Origin of the sequence: Streptomyces sp. HM190 (assembly GCF_009857135.1) — a bacterium.
Lineage (GTDB): Bacteria > Actinomycetota > Actinomycetes > Streptomycetales > Streptomycetaceae > Streptomyces > Streptomyces heilongjiangensis.
Genome location: NZ_CP047318.1, coordinates 2,867,077 through 2,885,968, shown reverse-complemented (window position 1 = coordinate 2,885,968; position 18,892 = coordinate 2,867,077). Strand labels below are relative to the sequence as shown.

Here is an 18,892-nt window from a genome sequence, read left to right as displayed (position 1 = left end):
GCGACGGGCGCTCGTCGGCGGGCCGGGTTCAGGCCGCCGGGCGGTACTCCGGCAGCTCGGTGGGCGTCCGGTCCCGGTAACGGGCGTGCTCGGTCGTGGCGGTCGTGGCGCGCAGGGCCACGGCCGTCATGGGGGCGGCGATCAGGAGCAGGCCCACGGCCAGGATCGCGCCCATCGCCGGGAAACCCGCGTGCGCGGAGAGCAGGCTGCCGGTGAGGGGGCCGGCGGCCGTGCCGAGCGAGGACGCGGAGCCGACCAGGACCGCCCAGCGGCCGCGCGGGTCGAGCGAGGCGGCCAGACCGATCAGGTACGACAGCACGACCGGGTAGAGCACGTTCCAGGCGATCTCCCCCGTGGCGAAGCTGGTGAGGTCGTTCGCCGAGGCGCTCAGCGCGATACAGCCCGCGATGAGCGCGGTGCCGCCGCCGATGGGCAGCGCCCGGCCCAGCCGCGCGCCCAGCGCACCCGCGCCGATCACCCCGAGCAGACCCGCACCGAGGGCCGCCGCGAAGACCGCGCCGACGGTGACCTCGCTCAGCCCGGCCTGGGTGGTGCCGATGCGGCCGCTCACCCCCCACAGGGAGTTCTGCGCGAGGGACCACAGCAGGAGCGTCGCGGCGAGGACCAGACCCCAGCGGCGGTGGGGGAGCGGGCCGCGTTCCCCGGCGGTGGGGGCGGTGGCCACGGCGGTGGTGAGACGGCCGGTCACCGGCAGGGTGAGCAGGGCCGTGACGGCGAGCGCGGCGAGCGGCACGCCGTGGCCGGGGCCCAGGCGGGGGATCGTCAGATAGAGCGCGCCGGCCAGCGCCGAGACGCTCAGCAGGCCCGTGGTGGACACCCGGTGCGGGTCGCGCTGCGCGGCGATGCCGGCGGCGGCCACGGCGGTCGCCGTGCCCGAGCCGAAGCCGCCGAGGACCGCTCCCGCGACGACCACGGGGAGGCTGGTGGTGAGGGCGGCGGTGCCGTAGCCGGCGGCCGCGAGCAGCAGGCCCGCGCGGGCGAGGCGGCGCGGACCGAACCGCTCCACCTGCGCGGCGAGCGTGAAGCCGGCCGCGGCCGAGCCCAGCAGCAGGGCACTGCCGACGGCGCCGGCCTCGGTGGCGGTGAGGGAGAGGCCCGCGTCGAGTCTGCCGACGGTGGTCGGCAGGAGGTACGCGGCGAGATACCCGGCCGTGAAAAGGGCGACGAGGGGCCAGGGCAGGGGGGAGGTGCGGGGGGACACGGGCGTTCCTGGACGTGCGAGGGTGCGGCTCCGGACCTCGACGACCGCGGCCCGGCAGGGGAAGTGGGCGGCTGTCGACGGACAGGGACGCGCGGAGAATTTGTATCAAGGCCGCGGAGCACGGAAGAAACACTGGGGGTGTGATGTGAGTCACATTGTGTTTGGGGTGGGCTCGACGGGGCAGCTGCGAAGGCCCCGTTTGCGCGGAGGGGATCTCAACCGCCCTGCCGCGCCGGGGAGTTCACGTCAGGCCGAGCGGCGGAAGCCGATGGTGGGGACCGCGCGGCGCAGCGGCCAGGGCGCCACGGGCCCCTCGGGGACGAAGTCCTCCAGGAAGGCGTAGCGGCGCAGGGCGGCGGGGTCCTGGACGTCGAGGGAGCGCACACGACGCCACCACGCGGCGATCTCGGACCAGCCGGGCGCCGACAGCGACCCGCCGAACTCCTGCACCGACAGGGCGGCGGTCAGCCCCGCGAAGGCCAGCCGGTCCGCCAGTGGCCAGTCCGCGAGGGTGCCGGTGACGAAACCGGCCACGAACACGTCGCCGGCGCCCGTGGGGTCGAGGGCCTCCACCGCGATCGCCGGCACCTCGGCCGTCTCGCCGGTACGGCCGTCCACCGCGTACGCGCCCTCCGCGCCGAGCGTCACCACCGCCACCGGGACGTGCTTCGTCAGGGCGCGGGCGGCGGCGCGGGGGCAGTCGGCGCGGGTGTACCGCATCGCCTCCGCCGCGTTCGGCAGGAACGCCTCGCAGTGGGCGAGGTCGGGCAGCCCCGCCAGGTCCCAGGCGCCGGTCTCGTCCCAGCCGACGTCCGCGAAGATCCGGGTGCCCTTGAGCGCGGCCTGTGCGATCCAGGGGGCGCGCACGCCGGGCGCGAGGGAGGCGACGGCGGCGCGCGCGTGCGGCGGGCACTCCGGCGTGGCCTCCTCCGCGGGGGCGGCGTGGCCGTGCGAGACCATCGTGCGTTCGCCCTCGTACGCCATGGAGACGGTGACCGGGGAGTGCCAGCCGGGGACGGTGCGGGAGGCGGACAGGTCGATGCCCTCGCCCTGCTCCAGGGCGTCCCAGCAGTACTCGCCGTAGTGGTCGTCGCCGAAGGCCGCGGCGAGGGAGGTCCGCAGACCGAGCCGGGCCAGCGCCGTGGCCATGTTCGCCACGCCGCCGGGGCTGGACCCCATGCCGCGGGCCCAGGACTCGGTTCCGCGGACCGGGGCGGAGTCGAGGCCGGTGAAGATGATGTCGAGGAAGACGGTGCCGGTCAGATACACGTCCCAGGGCGGGTCGTCCGGGGTTCTGAGGGCCGACAGCGGGTCGGTCCCGGGCCGGCGGTGTGGACGCTCCCCTTTGAACGCGGTCACGGTGTGCTCCCTGGCGGTGGTGCGTGGATCTGGCCAGTCTGCACCAAGACGCTCCGCTGGATCGGGTGGGCGCCCCAGGGGCTCGGGGGGTACGGGTGGTTCCGGCGGGTGCGGGCGGTTGGGGGGTGTTCGCGCCGTTCCCCGCGCCCCTGAGAAGAGACCGGGCCACGCCCCGTACTTTTCGTGCGAGCCCCCCGCTCACCCGGCTCTACCAGCGAGGCACCGACGGTGTCACCCACTCCGGGTCCGCCACCCGCATCGCCGCCTCGTCGTCACGGTCGTGCAGGGAGCCGTCGTCGGCCAGCCACCGCTCGTGGAGGACGGCCAGCCGGGCGCGGTCCAGCTCCACGCCCAGGCCCGGCGCGTCGGACACCCGCACGGCGCCGTTCTCGAAGGTGAGGCGCTCGGCGAGGACGTCCTCGGACTGCCAGGGGTAGTGGGAGTCGCAGGCGTGGTGGAGGTTCGGCACCGTGGACGCCACGTGGGTCATCGCGGCGAGGCTGATGCCGAGGTGGGTGTTGGAGTGCATGGAGACGCCGACGCCGAAGGTGCGGCAGATCGCGGCCAGCTCACGGGTGTTGCGCAGCCCGCCCCAGTAGTGGTGGTCCGACAGCACGACCTGGACGGCGTCCTTCGTGAACGCCTCCTCGATCTCGGCGAAGGTCGTCACGCACATGTTGGTGGCGAGCGGCACCGTCGTGCGTGCCGCGACCTCCGCCATGGCGGACGTGCCCAGCGCAGGGTCCTCCAGGTACTCCAGGACGTCGGCGAGGGCGTCCGCGACCCGCACGGAGGTCTCCACGGACCAAGCCCCGTTGGGGTCGAGCCGCAGCGGACGGCCGGGGAACGCCTCCGCGAGGGCGCGGACCGCGGCGATCTCCTCGTCCGGCGGGAAGACACCGCCCTTGAGCTTGAAGGACGTGAAGCCGTAGCGCTCGGTGAACCTCCGGGCCTGCTCCACCACCCCGGCCGGGTCGACGGCCGCGCCCCAGTCGTCCTTCTCGCCGGCGACGCCCTCGGGATGGCCGGCCCACTTGTAGAACAGGTACGCGCTGTACTCCACCGTGTCCCGCACCTTGCCGCCGAGCAGCGCGTGCACCGGCAGCCCCAGCGCCTTGCCGAGGGCGTCCAGACAGGCCACCTCGAACGCCGAGACGACCGACAGCCGCAGCTTGTCGGCGGTCTGCACCCCGCGCAGGCCGCCCACGTCGACCTGGCCGGAGGTCCGCGACGCGTCGACGGCGACCGCGTCGGCGACCGCGAACAGCCCGTTCGTACCGGCGACCGAGCGGCCCACCAGCCGCGTCGCGAACGGCCGCGCCAGCTCCAGGTACTTCGTGTCGCCGTACGTCTCGCCGACGCCCGTGGTCCCGTCGGCGGTCACGACCTCCACGATCAGCCGGGGCGTGTACGGCTGGTGCACGCCCTGGGTGTTCAGCAGCGGCGGGTCGGCGACCAGGATCGGGGTCAGCCGGACCTCGGCGACGGTCAGATCGCGGTCGGCGGTCACAGGGCGGCTCCTGCGGTCGGGGCGGCGGACGCGGTGCCGGCGGATCCGGGCACCGCCTCGGCCGGGGCGGCGGACGCCGCGGCGGTCAGGTCCGCGGCCAGGGCCAGGCCGGCGGCCAGCAGTCGCTCCAGCTCGGCGAGATCGGCGGCGCGGGGGTCGGTGAGCGGGGCGCGGACCGGGCCGACGGGACGGCCGCGCAGCCGGGCGGCCGCCTTCACCAGCGACACCGCGTACCCGGGCCGCCGGTCCCGCAGTTCGACCAGGGGGACGTAGAACACACGCAGCAGCCTCTCCACCGCCGCGTCGTCACCGCGGCGCAACGCGCCGAAGAACGCCCCGGCGATCTCGGGCGCGAAGGCGTGGACGGCGGAGGAGTACGCCGGGACACCGACCGCGGCGTACGCGCGGGCCTGCACCTCGGCGGTCGCGGCGCCGTTGAAGAAGAGGAAGCCCTCGGGGGCGGCCAGGGTGAGGCGCTGGAGCCGGTCGAGGTCGCTGTGCCCGTCCTTCAGACCGATGACGTTCGGGACGCGGGCGATCCGGCGGAGCGACTCCGTGGTGAACGCGACCCGGTCGCGCTGGTAGACGACGAGCGGCAGCCGGGTCCGCGCGGCGATCTCCTCCACCTGGCGGACCAGCCCGTCCTGCGGGGCGGCCACCAGGTAGTGCGGCAGCACCAGCAGCGCGTCGGCGCCGGCCTCCTCGGCGATCCGCGCGAACCTCGCGGCCTGCGCCCAGCCGTAGCCGGTCCCGGCCACCACCGGCACCCGCCCGGCCGTCACCTCCACGGCGGCGGTCACGACCTGCCGGTACTCCTCCTCGTCCAGGGAGAAGAACTCGCCCGTGCCGCAGGCGGGGAAGACGGCGCCGGGGCCGGTCGCGACCTGCCCGTCGAGATACGCGGCGAAGCCGTCGAGGTCGAGGGAACCGTCGGCGCGGAAGCTGGTCAGCGGGAACGACAGGACGCCGTCCGCCATGCCGTCGCGCAGCCGCCGGACCGTGGCCGTGGGGAGGTCCGAGTCGAGGCCCACCTGAACGTCATCTCCCTATGTAGACGTCCTCCATGTATGAGGATGGAGGTTAGATACATGAACGACCGGCGTCAATGGGCGGCGCCCGGCCGCTTACGATCGGCGCATGGCGGACACGGAGGGCGCAGGGGGCGTCCGTGAGGTGAAATCGGCCGCGCGCACCCTCGACCTGCTGGAGCTGCTGGCCGCACGCGGCGACCGGCCGGCCCGGCTCCAGGAACTGGCGGACGAGCTGGGGGTCCCGCGCAGCTCGATGTACGCACTGCTCCAGACGCTGATCGGCCGGGGCTGGGTCCGCACCGACACCACCGGCTCCCTCTACGGCATCGGCATCCGCGCCCTGCTCACCGGCACCAACTACCTCGACTCCGACCCGCGCGTCCGCGCCGTGCGGCCGTATCTCGACGAGGCGTCCGAGGCGCTCGGCGAGACCATCCACCTCGCCCGCCTCGACGGCATGGACGTGGCCTACCTGGCCACCCGCGAGTCCCACGAGTACCTGCGCACGATCAGCCGCGTGGGCCGCCGCCTCCCCGCCCACGCCGGCGCCCTCGGCAAGGCCCTCCTCGCCGAGCGCCCCGACGCGGCGCTGCCCGACGGCCCCTACCGGGCGCTCACCCCCCGGACCCGCACCACCCGCGCCGCCCTCCTCGCCGACCTCGCCGCCACCCGCGCCCGCGGCCACTCCGTCGACCGCGAGGAGGGCGTCCCCGGCATCGTCGGCTTCGGCTTCGCCCTGCGCTACGACACCCCGGCCCGGGACGCCATCAGCTGCTCGGTGCCGACCAGCCGCCTGACCCCGGCACACGAGGAGCGCATCGTGCGGGTGATGACCGAGACCAGGGCGAGGATCGAGGCGGCGACCGGAGGCGCGGCGGGCGCCCCGCTCTGGCGCTGAGCCGCCGGGCCCCGGCCTTCGCACAGCGTCGAAAACTCCTACGGCGTTGTCGGTGCCCCGGCGTACCCTGGAAGCGCAAGCGCGGCCCTCGCACAGGGCCTGCGAGCCGTTACAAGGAGGACGTGCGGCCCCAGAGCCGGCCCATGACGCAGACACCCACAGCTCACACCCCCGCGCAGGGCAAGGCGAGAGCGCGTTTCACCGTCCCCGCGGCGCACCCCATGGTGACCGTGCTCGGTTCCGGCGACTCCCTCCTGCGCGTGATCGAGAAGGCCTTCCCGGCGGTCGACATCCACGTCCGGGGCAATGAGATCAGCGCGGTCGGCGACGCCCCCGAAGTCGCTCTCGTCCAGCGCCTGTTCGACGAGATGATGCTGGTGCTCCGCACCGGACAGCCGATGACGGAGGACGCAGTGGAACGCTCGATCGCCATGCTGAGGGCGAGTGAGAACGGCAAGGACGACGTCCAGGAGACCCCGGCCGAGGTGCTGACGCAGAACATCCTGTCGTCGCGCGGCCGCACCATCCGCCCCAAGACGCTCAACCAGAAGCGGTACGTCGACGCCATCGACAAGCACACCATCGTCTTCGGCATCGGTCCCGCCGGCACCGGCAAGACCTACCTGGCGATGGCCAAGGCCGTGCAGGCCCTGCAGTCCAAGCAGGTCAACCGCATCATCCTGACCCGCCCCGCGGTCGAGGCGGGCGAGCGGCTCGGCTTCCTGCCGGGCACCCTCTACGAGAAGATCGACCCCTACCTGCGCCCGCTGTACGACGCGCTGCACGACATGCTCGATCCCGACTCGATCCCGAGGCTCATGGCCGCCGGAACCATCGAGGTCGCGCCCCTGGCGTACATGCGGGGGCGCACGCTCAACGACGCCTTCATCATCCTCGACGAGGCCCAGAACACCTCGCCCGAGCAGATGAAGATGTTCCTCACCCGCCTCGGCTTCGACTCGAAGATCGTGATCACGGGTGACGTGACGCAGGTCGACCTGCCGGACGGCACGAAGTCCGGGCTGCGCCAGGTCCAGGAGATCCTGGACGGCGTCGAGGACGTGCACTTCTCCCGGCTGTCGTCGCAGGATGTCGTCCGGCACAAGCTCGTCGGCCGTATCGTCGACGCGTACGAGCAGTACGACAGCGAGCACGGCACCCAGAACGGCTCCCACAGGAGCCGCGGCAGGTCCGGGCACAAGGGGAAGTAGACAAGCACAGCACCATGTCGATCGACGTCAACAACGAGTCCGGAACCGAGGTCGACGAGCAGGCGATCCTCGACATCGCCCGCTACGCCCTCGCGCGGATGCGCATCCACCCGCTCTCCGAACTGTCGGTGATCGTGGTGGACGCCGACGCCATGGAGCAGCTGCACATCCAGTGGATGGACCTGCCCGGCCCCACGGATGTCATGTCCTTTCCCATGGACGAGCTGCGTCCGCCGTCGAAGGACGACGACGAGCCGCCGCAGGGCCTCCTCGGGGACATCGTGCTGTGCCCCGAGGTCGCCGAGAAGCAGGGCAAGGAAGCGGCCACGCAGCACTCCATGGACGAGGAGCTCCAGCTCCTGACCGTCCACGGGGTGCTGCACCTCCTCGGCTACGACCACGAGGAGCCCGACGAGAAGGCCGAGATGTTCGGTTTGCAGGCCGCCATCGTGGACGGCTGGCGCGCGGAGAAGGGCCTCACCGGCCCGTCCCCGGCCCCGACCGTGTCATGAGCGCATCCCTCGTCAGCGGCGCCGTCGCCCTGGTCGTCGTCGCCTGGCTCGCCGCCTGCGCGGAGGCGGGCCTCGCCCGGGTGTCCAGCTTCCGCGCCGAGGAGGCCGTCCGGTCCGGGCGGCGCGGCAGCGCCAAGCTCGCCCAGGTCACGGCCGACCCGACCCGCTATCTGAACGTCGCGCTCCTGGTGCGGGTGGCCTGCGAGATGGCGGCCGCCGCCCTCGTCACGTACGCCTGCCTGCGGGAGTTCGACGAGACCTGGGAGGCGCTGGCCGTCGCCATCGGCGTCATGGTCCTCGTCTCCTATGTCGCCGTCGGCGTCTCCCCGCGCACCATCGGCCGCCAGCACCCCCTGAACACGGCCACGGCGGCGGCGTACGTGCTGCTGCCGCTGGCCCGGATCATGGGCCCCGTCCCGGCCCTGCTGATCCTCATCGGCAACGCGCTCACCCCCGGCAAGGGCTTCCGTCGCGGCCCCTTCGCCTCCGAGGCGGAGCTGCGCGCGCTGGTGGACCTCGCCGAGCAGGAGTCGCTGATCGAGGCCGAGGAGCGCCGCATGGTGCACTCGGTGTTCGAACTCGGTGACACCCTCGTGCGCGAGGTGATGGTCCCGCGCACCGACCTGGTCGTCATCGAGCGGTACAAGACGATCCGCCAGGCGCTCACCCTCGCCCTGCGGTCCGGTTTCTCCCGCATCCCCGTCACCGGGGAGAGCGAGGACGACATCGTCGGCGTGGTCTACCTCAAGGACCTGGCCCGCAGGACGCACATCAACCGCGACGCCGAGAACGAGCTGGTCTCCACGGCGATGCGTCCCGCGGTCTTCGTCCCCGACACCAAGAACGCCGGCGACCTGCTGCGCGAGATGCAGCAGGAGCGCAACCACGTCGCCGTCGTCATCGACGAGTACGGCGGCACCGCCGGCATCGTCACCATCGAGGACATCCTGGAGGAGATCGTCGGCGAGATCACCGACGAGTACGACCGGGAGCTGCCGCCGGTGGAGGAGCTCGGCGACGACCGCCACCGGGTCACCGCCCGCCTCGACATCACCGACCTCGGTGAGCTGTACGGCCTCGACGCCTACGACGACGAGGACGTGGAGACCGTCGGCGGTCTCCTCGCCAAGGCACTGGGGCGGGTGCCCATCGCGGGTGCCTCCTCGGTGGTGGAGCTGCCCGACGGGCGGGAGCTGCGGCTCACCGCGGAGGCCGCGGCCGGCCGCCGGAACAAGATCGTCACGGTGCTGGTGGAGCCGATCGGCCCGGCAGAGCCGCCCCAGGAGGAGACGAAGCCGGAGTGAGCCCCGAGGAACTGCGCTCCCTGTGCCTGTCCTTCGACGAGGCCGTGGAGGACTTCCCGTTCCGGCCGGAGATCTCCGTCTTCAAGGTCCTCGGCAAGATGTTCGCGCTGAGCTGGACGGAACAGCGGCCCCTGAAGGTCAACCTCAAGTGCGACCCCGAGGACGCGGTCCGGCTGCGCGGCGAGCACCCCGGTCTGATCGCCCCCGGGTACCACATGAACAAGCGGCACTGGAACACGGTGACGGTCGACGGCGAGCTCCCGGACACCCTCGTCCGGGAGCTCGTCGAGGACTCGTACGACCTGGTGGTGGCCGGGCTGCCGCGAGCCGAGCGGCTGCGCCTCGACCGCCCCTGACGCGCCGCGTGCGGGGACGGGGGCGTCAGGGGCCGGCCGCGCGGCTCCGTATGCTCGGATCATGACCGACAGCAGCGCGCTCGACCCCGAGGACCGCAAGATCGTCACCCTGGCCCGTTCCGCGCGGGCCCGCAACGGCGTGCCCGAGGGCGCGGCCGTACGCGACGACACGGGCCGGACGTACGTCGCCGGAACCGTCGCCCTGGACTCCCTGCGGCTCAGCGCGCTGCGCACCGCCGTCGCCATGGCGGTGGCCTCCGGCGCCACGTCCCTGGAGGCGGCGGCCGTGGTGAGCGACACGGAGACCGTCTCCGACGAGGACCGCGCCGCCGTGCGCGACCTCGGCGGCGCGGCCGTCCCGGTCCTGCTGGCGGGACCGGACGGCACGGTCCGGTCGACGGTGACAGCGGGCTGAACCCCGCCGGGGCCGTCCGCACCAGAGTGTTACGGCCGGTAACAGTCGCCCGGGTCGGCGTGAGTTCCACGTCCGGGCGAGTGGACAGCCGGCCGGGGCCGTCGACAACCCGCGCGGGACGGGACCAAACACCCGCGCGGTCGCCCCTCCCTCGGTGGTTGAGCCCGCAACCGACGTAGGGCTTCGGCCAGTCTTGTCGCCGCCGGGCGCAACCGGCACGGCGTCTCTTGCAATCTCGGGCGACGCGCGCCTCAATGGAGCCGTTCCGATGGCGGACCGTCAGGTTCCGCCGCGCGGCCGCGCGTTGTTCCGCCCCCACATGGCAATGCCCGTACCGGGCCGTCCGGTGCTGTCCCAAGGTCCCGGACAACTCCCGTGCAAGGGAAGGGAAATCGCTCGATGAGACGCATACGACTCGGCGTCGGCGCGGCGTTCGCCGCCGGCACGCTCGCCGTCACCGGCCTCGCTCTCGCCCCCAGCGCCGCGGCGGTCACCCCGCAGTCCGCGACGATCAACGCCACCTGCGCGATCGGTGGTTCCGGCGCGGCCACGCTCACGGCCACCCAGGACGGCACCACCGCCACCGTCACCCTCTCCTCCACCGAGATCACCGCACCGATCGCCTTCGCCGAGGACTCCATCCAGTCCACGCTCACCTTCGTGAAGGCGGGCGGCGGCACCACCTCCTTCACCGGCACCGAGAACCCGGCGCTGGCCGCCGGCGACGGCATGGTCGTCGGCCCGCTCACCGGCACCGTCGCCCCCGGCGACAGCCTGGAGGCGTACGGCGGCTCCCTGCAGATGGTCGTCTTCGGCTTCCCCGTGAGCTGCACGGCGAACGGACCGCAGTCGCCCGGCCCGTTCGTGTTCGACTGATCCGCGGGACGTGAACGGGTGAGGGGTGGTGCCGCCGGACGGGCGGCACCACCCCTCACCCTCGCCCTCGGCCCCGCGCGTCAGAGCGCGTCCGGGCCCCGCTCGCCCGTGCGGACCCGCACCACCGTCTCGACGGGCAGCGCCCACACCTTGCCGTCGCCGATCTTGCCGGTGTGCGCGGCCTTCACGATCGCCTCGATCACGGCCTCGGAGTCCGCGTCGCCGACGACGACCTCGATGCGGACCTTGGGAACCAGGTCGACCTGGTACTCGGCGCCGCGGTAGACCTCGGTGTGGCCGCGCTGGCGCCCGTAGCCGCTGGCCTCGCTGACGGTCAGCCCGTGCACGCCCATCTCCTGGAGGGCGGTCTTGACCTCGTCGAGGCGGTACGGCTTGACGATCGCGGTGATGAGCTTCATGCCTTAAGCCTTGGCCTTCTGCGTGGAGGGAGCGGACGCGACGGACGCGGTGACCGGGGCGCCGTGGCCCAGGACGCCGTGATCGTATGCCGTCTCGGCGTGCACCGTAAGGTCGAGGCCGGTGTGCTCGTGCTCCTCGTCCGCGCGGAAGCCCAGCAGCCGGTCGATCAGCTTGCCGACGCCGTACGTCACGAGGAACGCGTACGCCCCGACGGCGACCACGGCCACCAGCTGCCTGCCCACCTGGCCGAACCCGCCGCCGTGGAGCAGGCCCTCCGGGCCGCCGGTCATCGAGTCGACGGCGAAGACGCCGATGAGCACCGTGCCGATGATCCCGCCGACCAGGTGGACGCCGACGACGTCGAGGGAGTCGTCGTAGTTCAGCTTGAACTTCCAGCTCACCGCGTAACTGCAGACGACACCGGCGGCCAGGCCGATCACCAGCGCGCCGAGCAGCGACACCGAACCGCAGGACGGGGTGATCGCGACGAGACCCGCGACGGCGCCGGAGGCCGCGCCCAGCGTCGTCGGGTGGCCGTCGCGCCGCTGCTCCACGAACAGCCAGCCCAGCAGTCCGGTGCAGCCGGCGGCCAGGGTGTTGAGGAACACGGCGGCGGCGAGACCGTTCGCGCCCAGGGCGGACCCGGCGTTGAAGCCGAACCAGCCGAACCACAGCAGGCCCGCGCCCAGCATGACCATGGGCAGGTTGTGCGGGCGCATGGCGTCCTTCTTGAAGCCCAGGCGGGGGCCGAGGACCAGGCACAGCGCGAGGCCCGAGGCACCGGAGGTGATCTCCACCGGCAGACCGCCCGCGAAGTCCAGGGCGCCGAGGTCGCCCGCGATCCAGCCGCCGGGACCCCACACCCAGTGGGTGACCGGAACGTATACGAGCAGCGCCCACACCGGGACGAAGACCAGCCACGCCCCGAACTTCGCCCGGTCCGCGACCGCGCCGCTGATGAGGGCGGCCGTGATGATCGCGAAGGTCAGCTGGAAGGTGGCGAACAGCAGGGTGGGCACGGTGCCCTGGACGCTGTCCGGGCCGAGGCCGGCCAGGCCGGCGTGGTCGAGGTTCCCGATGAGTCCGCCGAAGGCGTCGTCGCCGAACGCGAGCGCGTACCCGGCGGCCAGCCACACCACGGTGACCAGGGCGATCGACACGAAGCTCATCATCAGCATGTTGAGGACGCTCTTCGTCCTGACCATGCCGCCGTAGAAGAGGGCCAGGCCCGGGGTCATCAGCAGGACGAGGGCGGTGGCGCCGAGCAGCCAGGCGGTGTCGCCGGTGTCGATGCCTTTCGCGGCCAGGGGCGCGGCGAGGGGCGCGGCCAGGGTCACGGGCGTCACGGCCTTTCTCCAGCGGGTAAGGGTGCGGGGCTCGTCAGAGGGTCACCGGCATGCGTTTCCGGACGCGCACGGACGTGTTTCCGTGACGTTTCGTTGCGTAAGGGTTTCGGAAAGCTCACGGTCCGCGGCGGGGCGCGGGGCCGCGCCGGACGGGGCCGGGACGGCGTTCTCGCGGTCGGTGCCGCGGGGCTCCGGGGATCAGGGAGAATGGGCGCCATGAGCGTTCGTACCCAGTCATCCGAGCAGCCGGCCGAGGCCGCCCACCGCGCCGGTTTCGCCTGCTTCGTGGGCCGGCCCAACGCGGGCAAGTCCACCCTCACGAACGCTCTGGTCGGCCAGAAGGTGGCGATCACCGCGAACCAGCCGCAGACGACGCGGCACACGGTCCGCGGCATCGTGCACCGGCCGGACGCCCAGCTGATCCTCGTCGACACCCCGGGCCTGCACAAGCCGCGCACGCTGCTGGGGGAGCGCCTCAACGACGTCGTCCGCACGACCTGGGCCGAGGTCGACGTGATCGGCTTCTGCCTCCCCGCCAACGAGAAGCTCGGCCCCGGTGACCGGTTCATCGCGAAGGAACTGGCGTCCATCAAGAAGACGCCGAAGATCGCGATCGTCACCAAGACCGACCTCGTGGACGGCCGGCGGCTCGCCGAGCAGCTCATCGCGATCGACCAGCTCGGCAAGGAGCTGGGCTTCGAGTGGGCCGAGATCGTCCCGGTGTCGGCGGTCGGCGACCGGCAGGTCGACCTGCTCGCCGACCTGATCGTCCCCCTCCTTCCGGAGGGCCCGGCCCTCTACCCCGAGGGCGACCTCACCGACGAGCCCGAGCAGGTCATGATCGCCGAGCTGATCCGGGAGGCCGCGCTGGAGGGCGTCCGCGACGAGCTGCCGCACTCCATCGCCGTGGTCGTCGAGGAGATGCTGCCCCGCGAGGGCCGCCCCGCCGACAAGCCCCTCCTCGACATCCACGCCTTCGTCTACATCGAGCGCCCCAGCCAGAAGGGCATCATCATCGGCCCCAAGGGCAAGCGCCTGAAGGACGTCGGCATCAAGTCCCGCAAGCAGATCGAGGCGCTGCTGGGCACCCCGGTCTTCCTGGACCTGCATGTGAAGGTCGCCAAGGACTGGCAGCGGGACCCCAAGCAGCTGCGCCGCCTGGGCTTCTGACCCGCCCGCCCGTCAGTCCAGGGCGAACGGCTTCCTCGGCGTCGGCAGGCGCTGGTCGCCGAAGAGGTCGGCCGGCGGCGTCTCCACGGGGAGCGGCTCGTGGGGGATGCGGCCCTCCACAAAGGGTGACCGCGCGTCAGGAGTCGCTCGCCACCGACGACTTCACCGTCGGCGCGGACCGTTCGGGTCCCGGCGCAGCACGTGCCGCTGCCGGGGGGCAGCGGCACGTCCAGGCCGGATGCGCGGGTCCGCTACCGCGTCCACCAGGCGGCCGACGCGTCGCGCAGGGTGTTCGTACCGCAGTGGATCTCGCCCATGCCCTGGTGGTACGTCTCCCAGTCGTCGATGTACGACACCTTCATGCCGGCGGCCGTGTACGCGGCCGTCACCGCCTCGGTGAAGATGTCCTTGCCGCCGATGACGGGGCCCCACTGGCGCGGCGCCAGGTAGTGGGTGCGGCTGAGGACGATGCCGTTGACGGCACCGGGGACGTACGCGCTGGTCATGACCGAGGGCGCGGGGGCGGCGGGGCTGCCGACGCCGCCGTTCGCGGACGGGGCGGCGCTGCCCGGCTCGGCCCGGTCGAGGTTCCGCTGCTGGCCGTGGTCGCGGGCCACGTCGGGGAGTTCGGCTCCCGCGCCGAGGCGGCTCAGCCGGGGCAGGCGGAGCTTCTCGTCACCCGACTCGCCCCGCTGCTCCCGACCTCGGGTGAACAGCGCCGGCACCCGCACGACCTCGGCGTCCGTGACGCCCGTCTCGCGCTGCAGGATCGCGAGGTTGGCCTCGATGCGGCGCGTGGCGAGGTTGTTGTCGGAGACCAGCGTCCTCGAGGCGAGGGCCTCGTTGATCGTCTCGGTCGGGCCGACCGGCAGCGAGAACATCCGCTTCGAGCCGTGCCCGGCGGCCTTGGCGTCCCGCAGCAGCTTCAGGCCCGCCTCGGGGTCCGCGACGGCGAGCTTCCAGCCGCGCGGGGTGTCGGCGGGCAGGAACTGCACGAACTCGTCGACGTGGCCCACGTGCAGCCAGGAGGTGTCCAGGAACAGCGGGTCCTGCAGACCCTGCGACTTCAGGAACGTCCGCATCACCTTGGCCGGCTTGGAGCCGCTGTCGGGGCGGTGCCCCATGATGATCCGGCCCGCGGGGAAGGAACGGCCGCCGTGGGCGTAGGGCGGGATGGTCTCCACGTTGCCCATGGAGTTGAGCGTCCACTCCTCGGAGGGGCGGGCGCCGGTCACCTGGACGGCGCCGACGTTCGGGCCGCGCAGCTTCTCGAACAGCTCCCGGCCCGCCTCGCGGTCCATCTGCGCCGAGCGCAGCATGACCCGCATGACCTGCCGTCGTCCGTCGGCGCCGGTCATGCTGACGTAGCCGGGCTCCACGAAGTCCTGGGCCCAGATGTCCTCGTACTTGGTGAAGTTGATCGTCGGCCTCGTGATGCCGGCGGCCCGCGCCTCCTTGTCCAGGCCCTCGCGGAAGAGTCGGTTGCGCTTGGCGTAGCCGTCGGTTCCGGCGATCTTGGTGACCATCAACTGCTGGGTGTTCTGCAGGTGGTGGTGGGTCAGCAGCGGCGCCACCCGCAGGGTGACCGTGTCGGAGGAGGTGCCCGCGGAGGACTTCACGGTCAGCCGGACCCGGGCGGTGCCGTCCCACTTGGCGGTGTCCCGGATGACGTCCCGCGCCTCGACGCCGAACTCCACGCCCGCGCGCAGCTCGGCGCGCGTCAGCCGGGTCTTCGACGTGACCGGCACCCATGTGGCGGCCCGCTTCAGGAAGACGCGGGCCTTGTCGGCGCCGGCGGTCACCTTCACGGTGCCCTGCGCGCCGGCGGGCAGACTCCGCATCGGCACGGAGCGGATCCGCGCCAGGTCGGCGGCGTCGGCGGTGCCGTTCACCTTGGTGTCGGAGGCGTCGTTGCAGGCGGCCAGCTTGGCGTCGGACAGCGGCTTGCCGTTGGACGCCTTGGTGGGGCAGCGCCTGGTGTCGTCGTCGATGTTGGGCAGCATCAGCGCGCCGCGGCCGACGGTCCAGCCGTTCTCACCGGCGGTGTCCGTGGTGCCGGTGACGTCGACCCGGCCGTCCCGGTTCGCGTCCACCCGCAGATCGGTCGGCGGCGCCCCGTCCGCGAAGGCGGCGGGCGCCGCGAGCGACGGCACGGCGAGCAGGGTGCCGGAGACGGCGAGCACGGCTATCGCACGCCGTGCGGGGCGGGTGAGGGCGGATCTCGGTGAACGCGTGGGCACAGGGCGTCCCTTCAGCGACGGGGGGTGGTCGTCACGGAAGAGGGTCGAACGTGTGAATGAGTTCCCTGCGCGCCGACCGTATGCCGAGTGATCTACTCCACTCCCCGGATCCGCCCCACGAACACGGCCCCCGCGAGCCCGATCACCGCGGCCACGAGGTACAGCGTCCGGTAGCCGCCGAGGTACGTCACGATCGGCGCGGCGATCACCGGCGCGACCACCTGGGGAAGGGAGTTGGCGATGTTGATGACGCCGAGGTCCTTGCCCCGGTCGCGGGCCGTGGGCAGCACGTCGGTCATGAGGGCGAAGTCGACGGAGGCGAACACACCGAAGCCGAGCCCGAGGAGCGCCGAGGCGACGATCGCGCCGGGCCAGGTCGGCCAGAGCGCGATCAGCGCCGTCGCGACCGCCATCAGCAGCCCCGACCAGTACACGAACGGCTTGCGGCGCCCCACCCGGTCCGACCACACCCCGGCGACCACCACCGTCGCCAGCAGCATCGCCGCGTTCACCGCCGTGAGGATCAGCACCCCCTGCTCGGGGTCGGGGTAACGGACGCGGTCGCGCAGGTAGAAGAGCAGGTAGAGCAGGCCGATGCCGTTGCTCAGGTTCACCAGGAAACGCGTCAGCCACGCCCACGCGAAGTCCGGGTGGCGGCGCGGGCTCAGCCAGAACCCGGCGAGGAAGCCCCGCCACGACCACACAGGCCGGTCCGCCGCCGGCAGCCGCGGATCGGGGTGGCCCAGGACGTACGGCAGCACGCCCGCCAGGGTGAACACCGCGCACGCCGTGTACCCCGTGCCCACACCGCCGCCCAGCGTGGCGAGCCCCGTGCCGCCGACCACGCCCAGGATCTGCGCCGCGCCCAACCAGCCGCCGACCGCGCCCCGTTGGCGCCGCGTCACCCGGTCCGGAACCGCCGCGGTGACCGCCGCCCAGGACGCGTTGAGGGTCAGCTGCACGAGACACCAGCCGGCTGCCATCGTCCACAGCCCGCCCGCGCCCGCGAGGAGCAGCAGCGCCACCGCGCCGCCCGCCGCACCCGCCACGATCCACGGTGTACGGCGCCCCCAGCGGGACGTCGTCCGGTCCGACAGCGCGCCGAACAGCGGTGTGGCGACCAGGGAGACGACCGCGCCGGCGCCCGTCACCCAGGCCAGCATCGTCTCCTTCGACATCCCGGCGCCCGGCGCGAACTGCTCCGCCTGGGAGGCCAGCAGGATCTGCAGCGGGCCGTACCAGCCCACCCAGACCGCCGCGTTGGCCAGGGCCAGCGTGGCGGTCCAGCCCCCGCCGACCCGGGCGACGGGTTCGGCGAGGGCCTCGACCGGCCGCGTCGTCGTCATGCCCCGCGCTGCGCTCTGAGCAGGTCCCGGTACCAGCCGTACGACGCCTTGGGCGTCCGCTCCAGCGTCGTGTAGTCGACGTGCACGAGCCCGAACCGGCGGGCGTAGCCCTCCGCCCACTCGAAGTTGTCGAGCAGCGACCACACGAAGTACCCGCGGACGTCGACGCCCGCCTCCACGGCCCGGTGCAGGGCCCGGACATGGCCGTCCAGGTAGGCGACGCGCTCCTGGTCGTCGACGCCCTCGTACGAGCAGCCGTTCTCGGTGATGACCACGGGCGGCAGCCGGTCGCCGTAGCGGTCCCGGAAGGCGGTGAGGAGGTCCGTCAGGCCCGACGGCACCACCGGCCAGCCGAAGTCCGTCGTCGGGACGTCCTCGATCTCCTTGACCGTGAAGGGGAGTTCGGCGGGGATGGTGACACCGCCGAACTCGATGTCGGTGCCCTCGGGGGCGCCCACCCGGGTCGGCGCGTAGTAGTTGATCCCGTACCAGTCGACCGGCTCGGAGATCACCTTGAGGTCCGCCGCGACGTCGTCGCCCGGCATCAGTTCGCCGATCCCCTCCGGGTACTCGCCGAGCAGTACCGGCTCCGCGAACAGCCGGTTCAGCAGCAGGTCGTAGAAGGCCGCCGCCTCCACGTCCGGCTGCTCCGCGGACGCGGCCCACGTCGGCCCGTGCGAGTTGGCGATGCCGATGTCCGAGGCCCCGGCCGCGCGCAGCGCCCGTACGGCCAGGCCGTGGCCCAGCAGTTGGTGGTGGGCGGCCGGGAGGGCGTCGAACATCAGCTGCCTGCCCGGCGCGTGGGTGCCGAGCGCGTGGCCCAGCAGGGTGTGCTCGGCGGGCTCGTTGAGGGTGATCCACTTGGTGACCCGGTCACCGAGGCGGTCGGCGACGACGGCGACGTACTCGGCGAACCGCTCGGCGGTGTCCCGGTTCAGCCAGCCGCCCGCCTCCTGCAGCGACAGCGGCAGGTCCCAGTGGAAGAGGGTCGGCACCGGGCGGACGCCCGCGCCGGCCAGCTCGTCCACCAGCCGGTCGTAGAAGTCCAGTCCGCCGGGCGCGTTCACCCGGGGCCAGGACACCGAGAAGCGGTACGCGTCCACGCCCAGCTCGCGCAGGAGGGCCACGTCCTCGGGGTAGCGGTGGAAGTGGTCGCACGCCACCGCCGCGTTCGAGCCGTCCTTGACGCGGCCCTCCTCGGCCGTGAAGGCGTCCCACACGGAGGGCTCGCGCTGGTCCGCCGCCCCCTCGATCTGGTGCGCGGAGGTCGAGACGCCCCACAGGAAGCCGGCCGGGAACTGGGGGATCGGGTTCGTCGCCATGCGCGGATCATCCGTACCACGGGTAACGGAAGTCAACGGCCGCGGACGATTGCCCTGTTACCGCCGGGTATGGAAGGGGCGCGCACCTCACGCCCCTTCTTTGAGCACTCTTCTGATCAGCTCCCGCTGCTCCTCCGTCAGCCCGGGATCCGCGCAGTACACCGTCCGCCCGTCGACCGTGATCTCGTACGAGAACCCGTCCGGCACACCCGGGGGAGCCGCGCCCCGGCCGCGGGCGAGTGCCCCCTCGGCCAGGGCGCGCCAGTCCGGGGCGTCGGGCCGCCCCGTGGTGTCCACCACCGCGTGCCGCTCGATGCCCGCGAAACCGCCCGTGCGCCGCACCTCAATCCGCAT

Annotated in this window: 18 protein-coding genes; 8 read left to right on the top strand and 10 right to left on the bottom strand. The window is 72.9% G+C overall.

Features of this window, described 5'->3' with window-relative positions; translation table 11 throughout:
• Positions 1 to 28: 28 nt before the first annotated feature.
• From GSY65_RS12045 to GSY65_RS12030, 4 genes are all read right to left on the bottom strand, one after another.
• Positions 29 to 1,222: an MFS transporter gene (locus tag GSY65_RS12045; RefSeq protein WP_159767334.1), complete on the bottom strand. Its 1,194-nt coding sequence runs from the start codon at positions 1,220 to 1,222 to the stop codon at positions 29 to 31.
• 246 nt (positions 1,223 to 1,468) lie between these two features.
• Positions 1,469 to 2,581 (bottom strand): carbohydrate kinase family protein, encoded by a 1,113-nt coding sequence (locus tag GSY65_RS12040; protein ID WP_159767333.1) that lies wholly within the window; start codon positions 2,579 to 2,581, stop codon positions 1,469 to 1,471.
• Positions 2,582 to 2,789: 208 nt separating this feature from the next.
• Complete coding sequence (locus GSY65_RS12035) at positions 2,790 to 4,091, bottom strand: glucarate dehydratase family protein (protein ID WP_159767332.1); 1,302 nt, start codon at positions 4,089 to 4,091, stop codon at positions 2,790 to 2,792.
• Positions 4,088 to 5,122, bottom strand: coding sequence for a 5-dehydro-4-deoxyglucarate dehydratase (locus GSY65_RS12030; RefSeq protein WP_268978196.1), 1,035 nt, complete (start codon positions 5,120 to 5,122; stop codon positions 4,088 to 4,090). Before GSY65_RS12030 ends, GSY65_RS12035 begins: the two co-directional genes overlap by 4 nt.
• A gap of 106 nt (positions 5,123 to 5,228) precedes the next feature.
• Here GSY65_RS12030 and GSY65_RS12025 point away from each other — a divergent pair, with 106 nt between their 5' ends.
• From GSY65_RS12025 to GSY65_RS11995, 7 genes are all read left to right on the top strand, one after another.
• A complete protein-coding gene (locus GSY65_RS12025; RefSeq protein ID WP_159767331.1) occupies positions 5,229 to 6,020 on the top strand; it encodes an IclR family transcriptional regulator in 792 nt (263 codons plus the stop codon).
• A gap of 143 nt (positions 6,021 to 6,163) precedes the next feature.
• Entirely contained in the window at positions 6,164 to 7,231 is a 1,068-nt protein-coding gene (locus GSY65_RS12020; protein WP_159767330.1) for a PhoH family protein, read from the top strand.
• A gap of 14 nt (positions 7,232 to 7,245) precedes the next feature.
• Complete coding sequence (ybeY, locus tag GSY65_RS12015) at positions 7,246 to 7,743, top strand: rRNA maturation RNase YbeY (protein WP_055516287.1); 498 nt, start codon at positions 7,246 to 7,248, stop codon at positions 7,741 to 7,743.
• A complete protein-coding gene (locus tag GSY65_RS12010; protein ID WP_159767329.1) occupies positions 7,740 to 9,047 on the top strand; it encodes a hemolysin family protein in 1,308 nt (435 codons plus the stop codon). The genes ybeY and GSY65_RS12010 overlap by 4 nt, the downstream gene beginning before the upstream one ends.
• The gene (locus GSY65_RS12005; protein ID WP_159767328.1) at positions 9,044 to 9,403 is read left to right on the top strand and encodes an MmcQ/YjbR family DNA-binding protein; all 360 of its coding nucleotides are present in this window, start codon (positions 9,044 to 9,046) and stop codon (positions 9,401 to 9,403) included. The genes GSY65_RS12010 and GSY65_RS12005 overlap by 4 nt, the downstream gene beginning before the upstream one ends.
• A gap of 61 nt (positions 9,404 to 9,464) precedes the next feature.
• On the top strand, positions 9,465 to 9,818 hold the full coding sequence (locus GSY65_RS12000) for a cytidine deaminase (protein WP_159767327.1): 354 nt from the start codon (positions 9,465 to 9,467) through the stop codon (positions 9,816 to 9,818).
• Between the two features lie 399 nt (positions 9,819 to 10,217).
• The gene (locus GSY65_RS11995) at positions 10,218 to 10,694 is read left to right on the top strand and encodes a hypothetical protein (RefSeq protein ID WP_159767326.1); all 477 of its coding nucleotides are present in this window, start codon (positions 10,218 to 10,220) and stop codon (positions 10,692 to 10,694) included.
• An 80-nt stretch (positions 10,695 to 10,774) separates the two neighbouring features.
• Here GSY65_RS11995 and GSY65_RS11990 read toward each other — a convergent pair whose 3' ends face one another.
• Both GSY65_RS11990 and GSY65_RS11985 read right to left on the bottom strand, forming a co-directional pair.
• Positions 10,775 to 11,113 (bottom strand): P-II family nitrogen regulator, encoded by a 339-nt coding sequence (locus tag GSY65_RS11990; RefSeq protein WP_159767325.1) that lies wholly within the window; start codon positions 11,111 to 11,113, stop codon positions 10,775 to 10,777.
• A gap of 3 nt (positions 11,114 to 11,116) precedes the next feature.
• The gene (locus tag GSY65_RS11985) at positions 11,117 to 12,460 is read right to left on the bottom strand and encodes an ammonium transporter (protein ID WP_159767324.1); all 1,344 of its coding nucleotides are present in this window, start codon (positions 12,458 to 12,460) and stop codon (positions 11,117 to 11,119) included.
• Positions 12,461 to 12,667: 207 nt separating this feature from the next.
• Between GSY65_RS11985 and era the strand changes: the two genes are divergently transcribed.
• Positions 12,668 to 13,630 carry a GTPase Era gene (era, locus tag GSY65_RS11980; protein WP_159767323.1) on the top strand — a complete coding sequence of 321 codons (963 nt, stop codon included), beginning with the start codon at positions 12,668 to 12,670 and terminating at the stop codon, positions 13,628 to 13,630.
• 251 nt (positions 13,631 to 13,881) lie between these two features.
• Here the strand turns inward: era and GSY65_RS11975 are convergent, their stop codons facing one another.
• The 4 genes from GSY65_RS11975 to GSY65_RS11960 all read right to left on the bottom strand — a co-directional run bounded on the left by GSY65_RS11975 (position 13,882) and on the right by GSY65_RS11960 (position 18,892).
• On the bottom strand, positions 13,882 to 15,813 hold the full coding sequence (locus GSY65_RS11975) for a protein-arginine deiminase domain-containing protein (RefSeq protein WP_159775831.1): 1,932 nt from the start codon (positions 15,811 to 15,813) through the stop codon (positions 13,882 to 13,884).
• 149 nt (positions 15,814 to 15,962) lie between these two features.
• Positions 15,963 to 17,216 (bottom strand): MFS transporter, encoded by a 1,254-nt coding sequence (locus GSY65_RS11970; RefSeq protein ID WP_159767322.1) that lies wholly within the window; start codon positions 17,214 to 17,216, stop codon positions 15,963 to 15,965.
• Entirely contained in the window at positions 17,213 to 18,538 is a 1,326-nt protein-coding gene (locus GSY65_RS11965) for a GH1 family beta-glucosidase (RefSeq protein ID WP_159767321.1), read from the bottom strand. The genes GSY65_RS11970 and GSY65_RS11965 overlap by 4 nt, the downstream gene beginning before the upstream one ends.
• A gap of 87 nt (positions 18,539 to 18,625) precedes the next feature.
• Positions 18,626 to 18,892: a protealysin inhibitor emfourin gene (locus GSY65_RS11960; RefSeq protein ID WP_159767320.1), complete on the bottom strand. Its 267-nt coding sequence runs from the start codon at positions 18,890 to 18,892 to the stop codon at positions 18,626 to 18,628.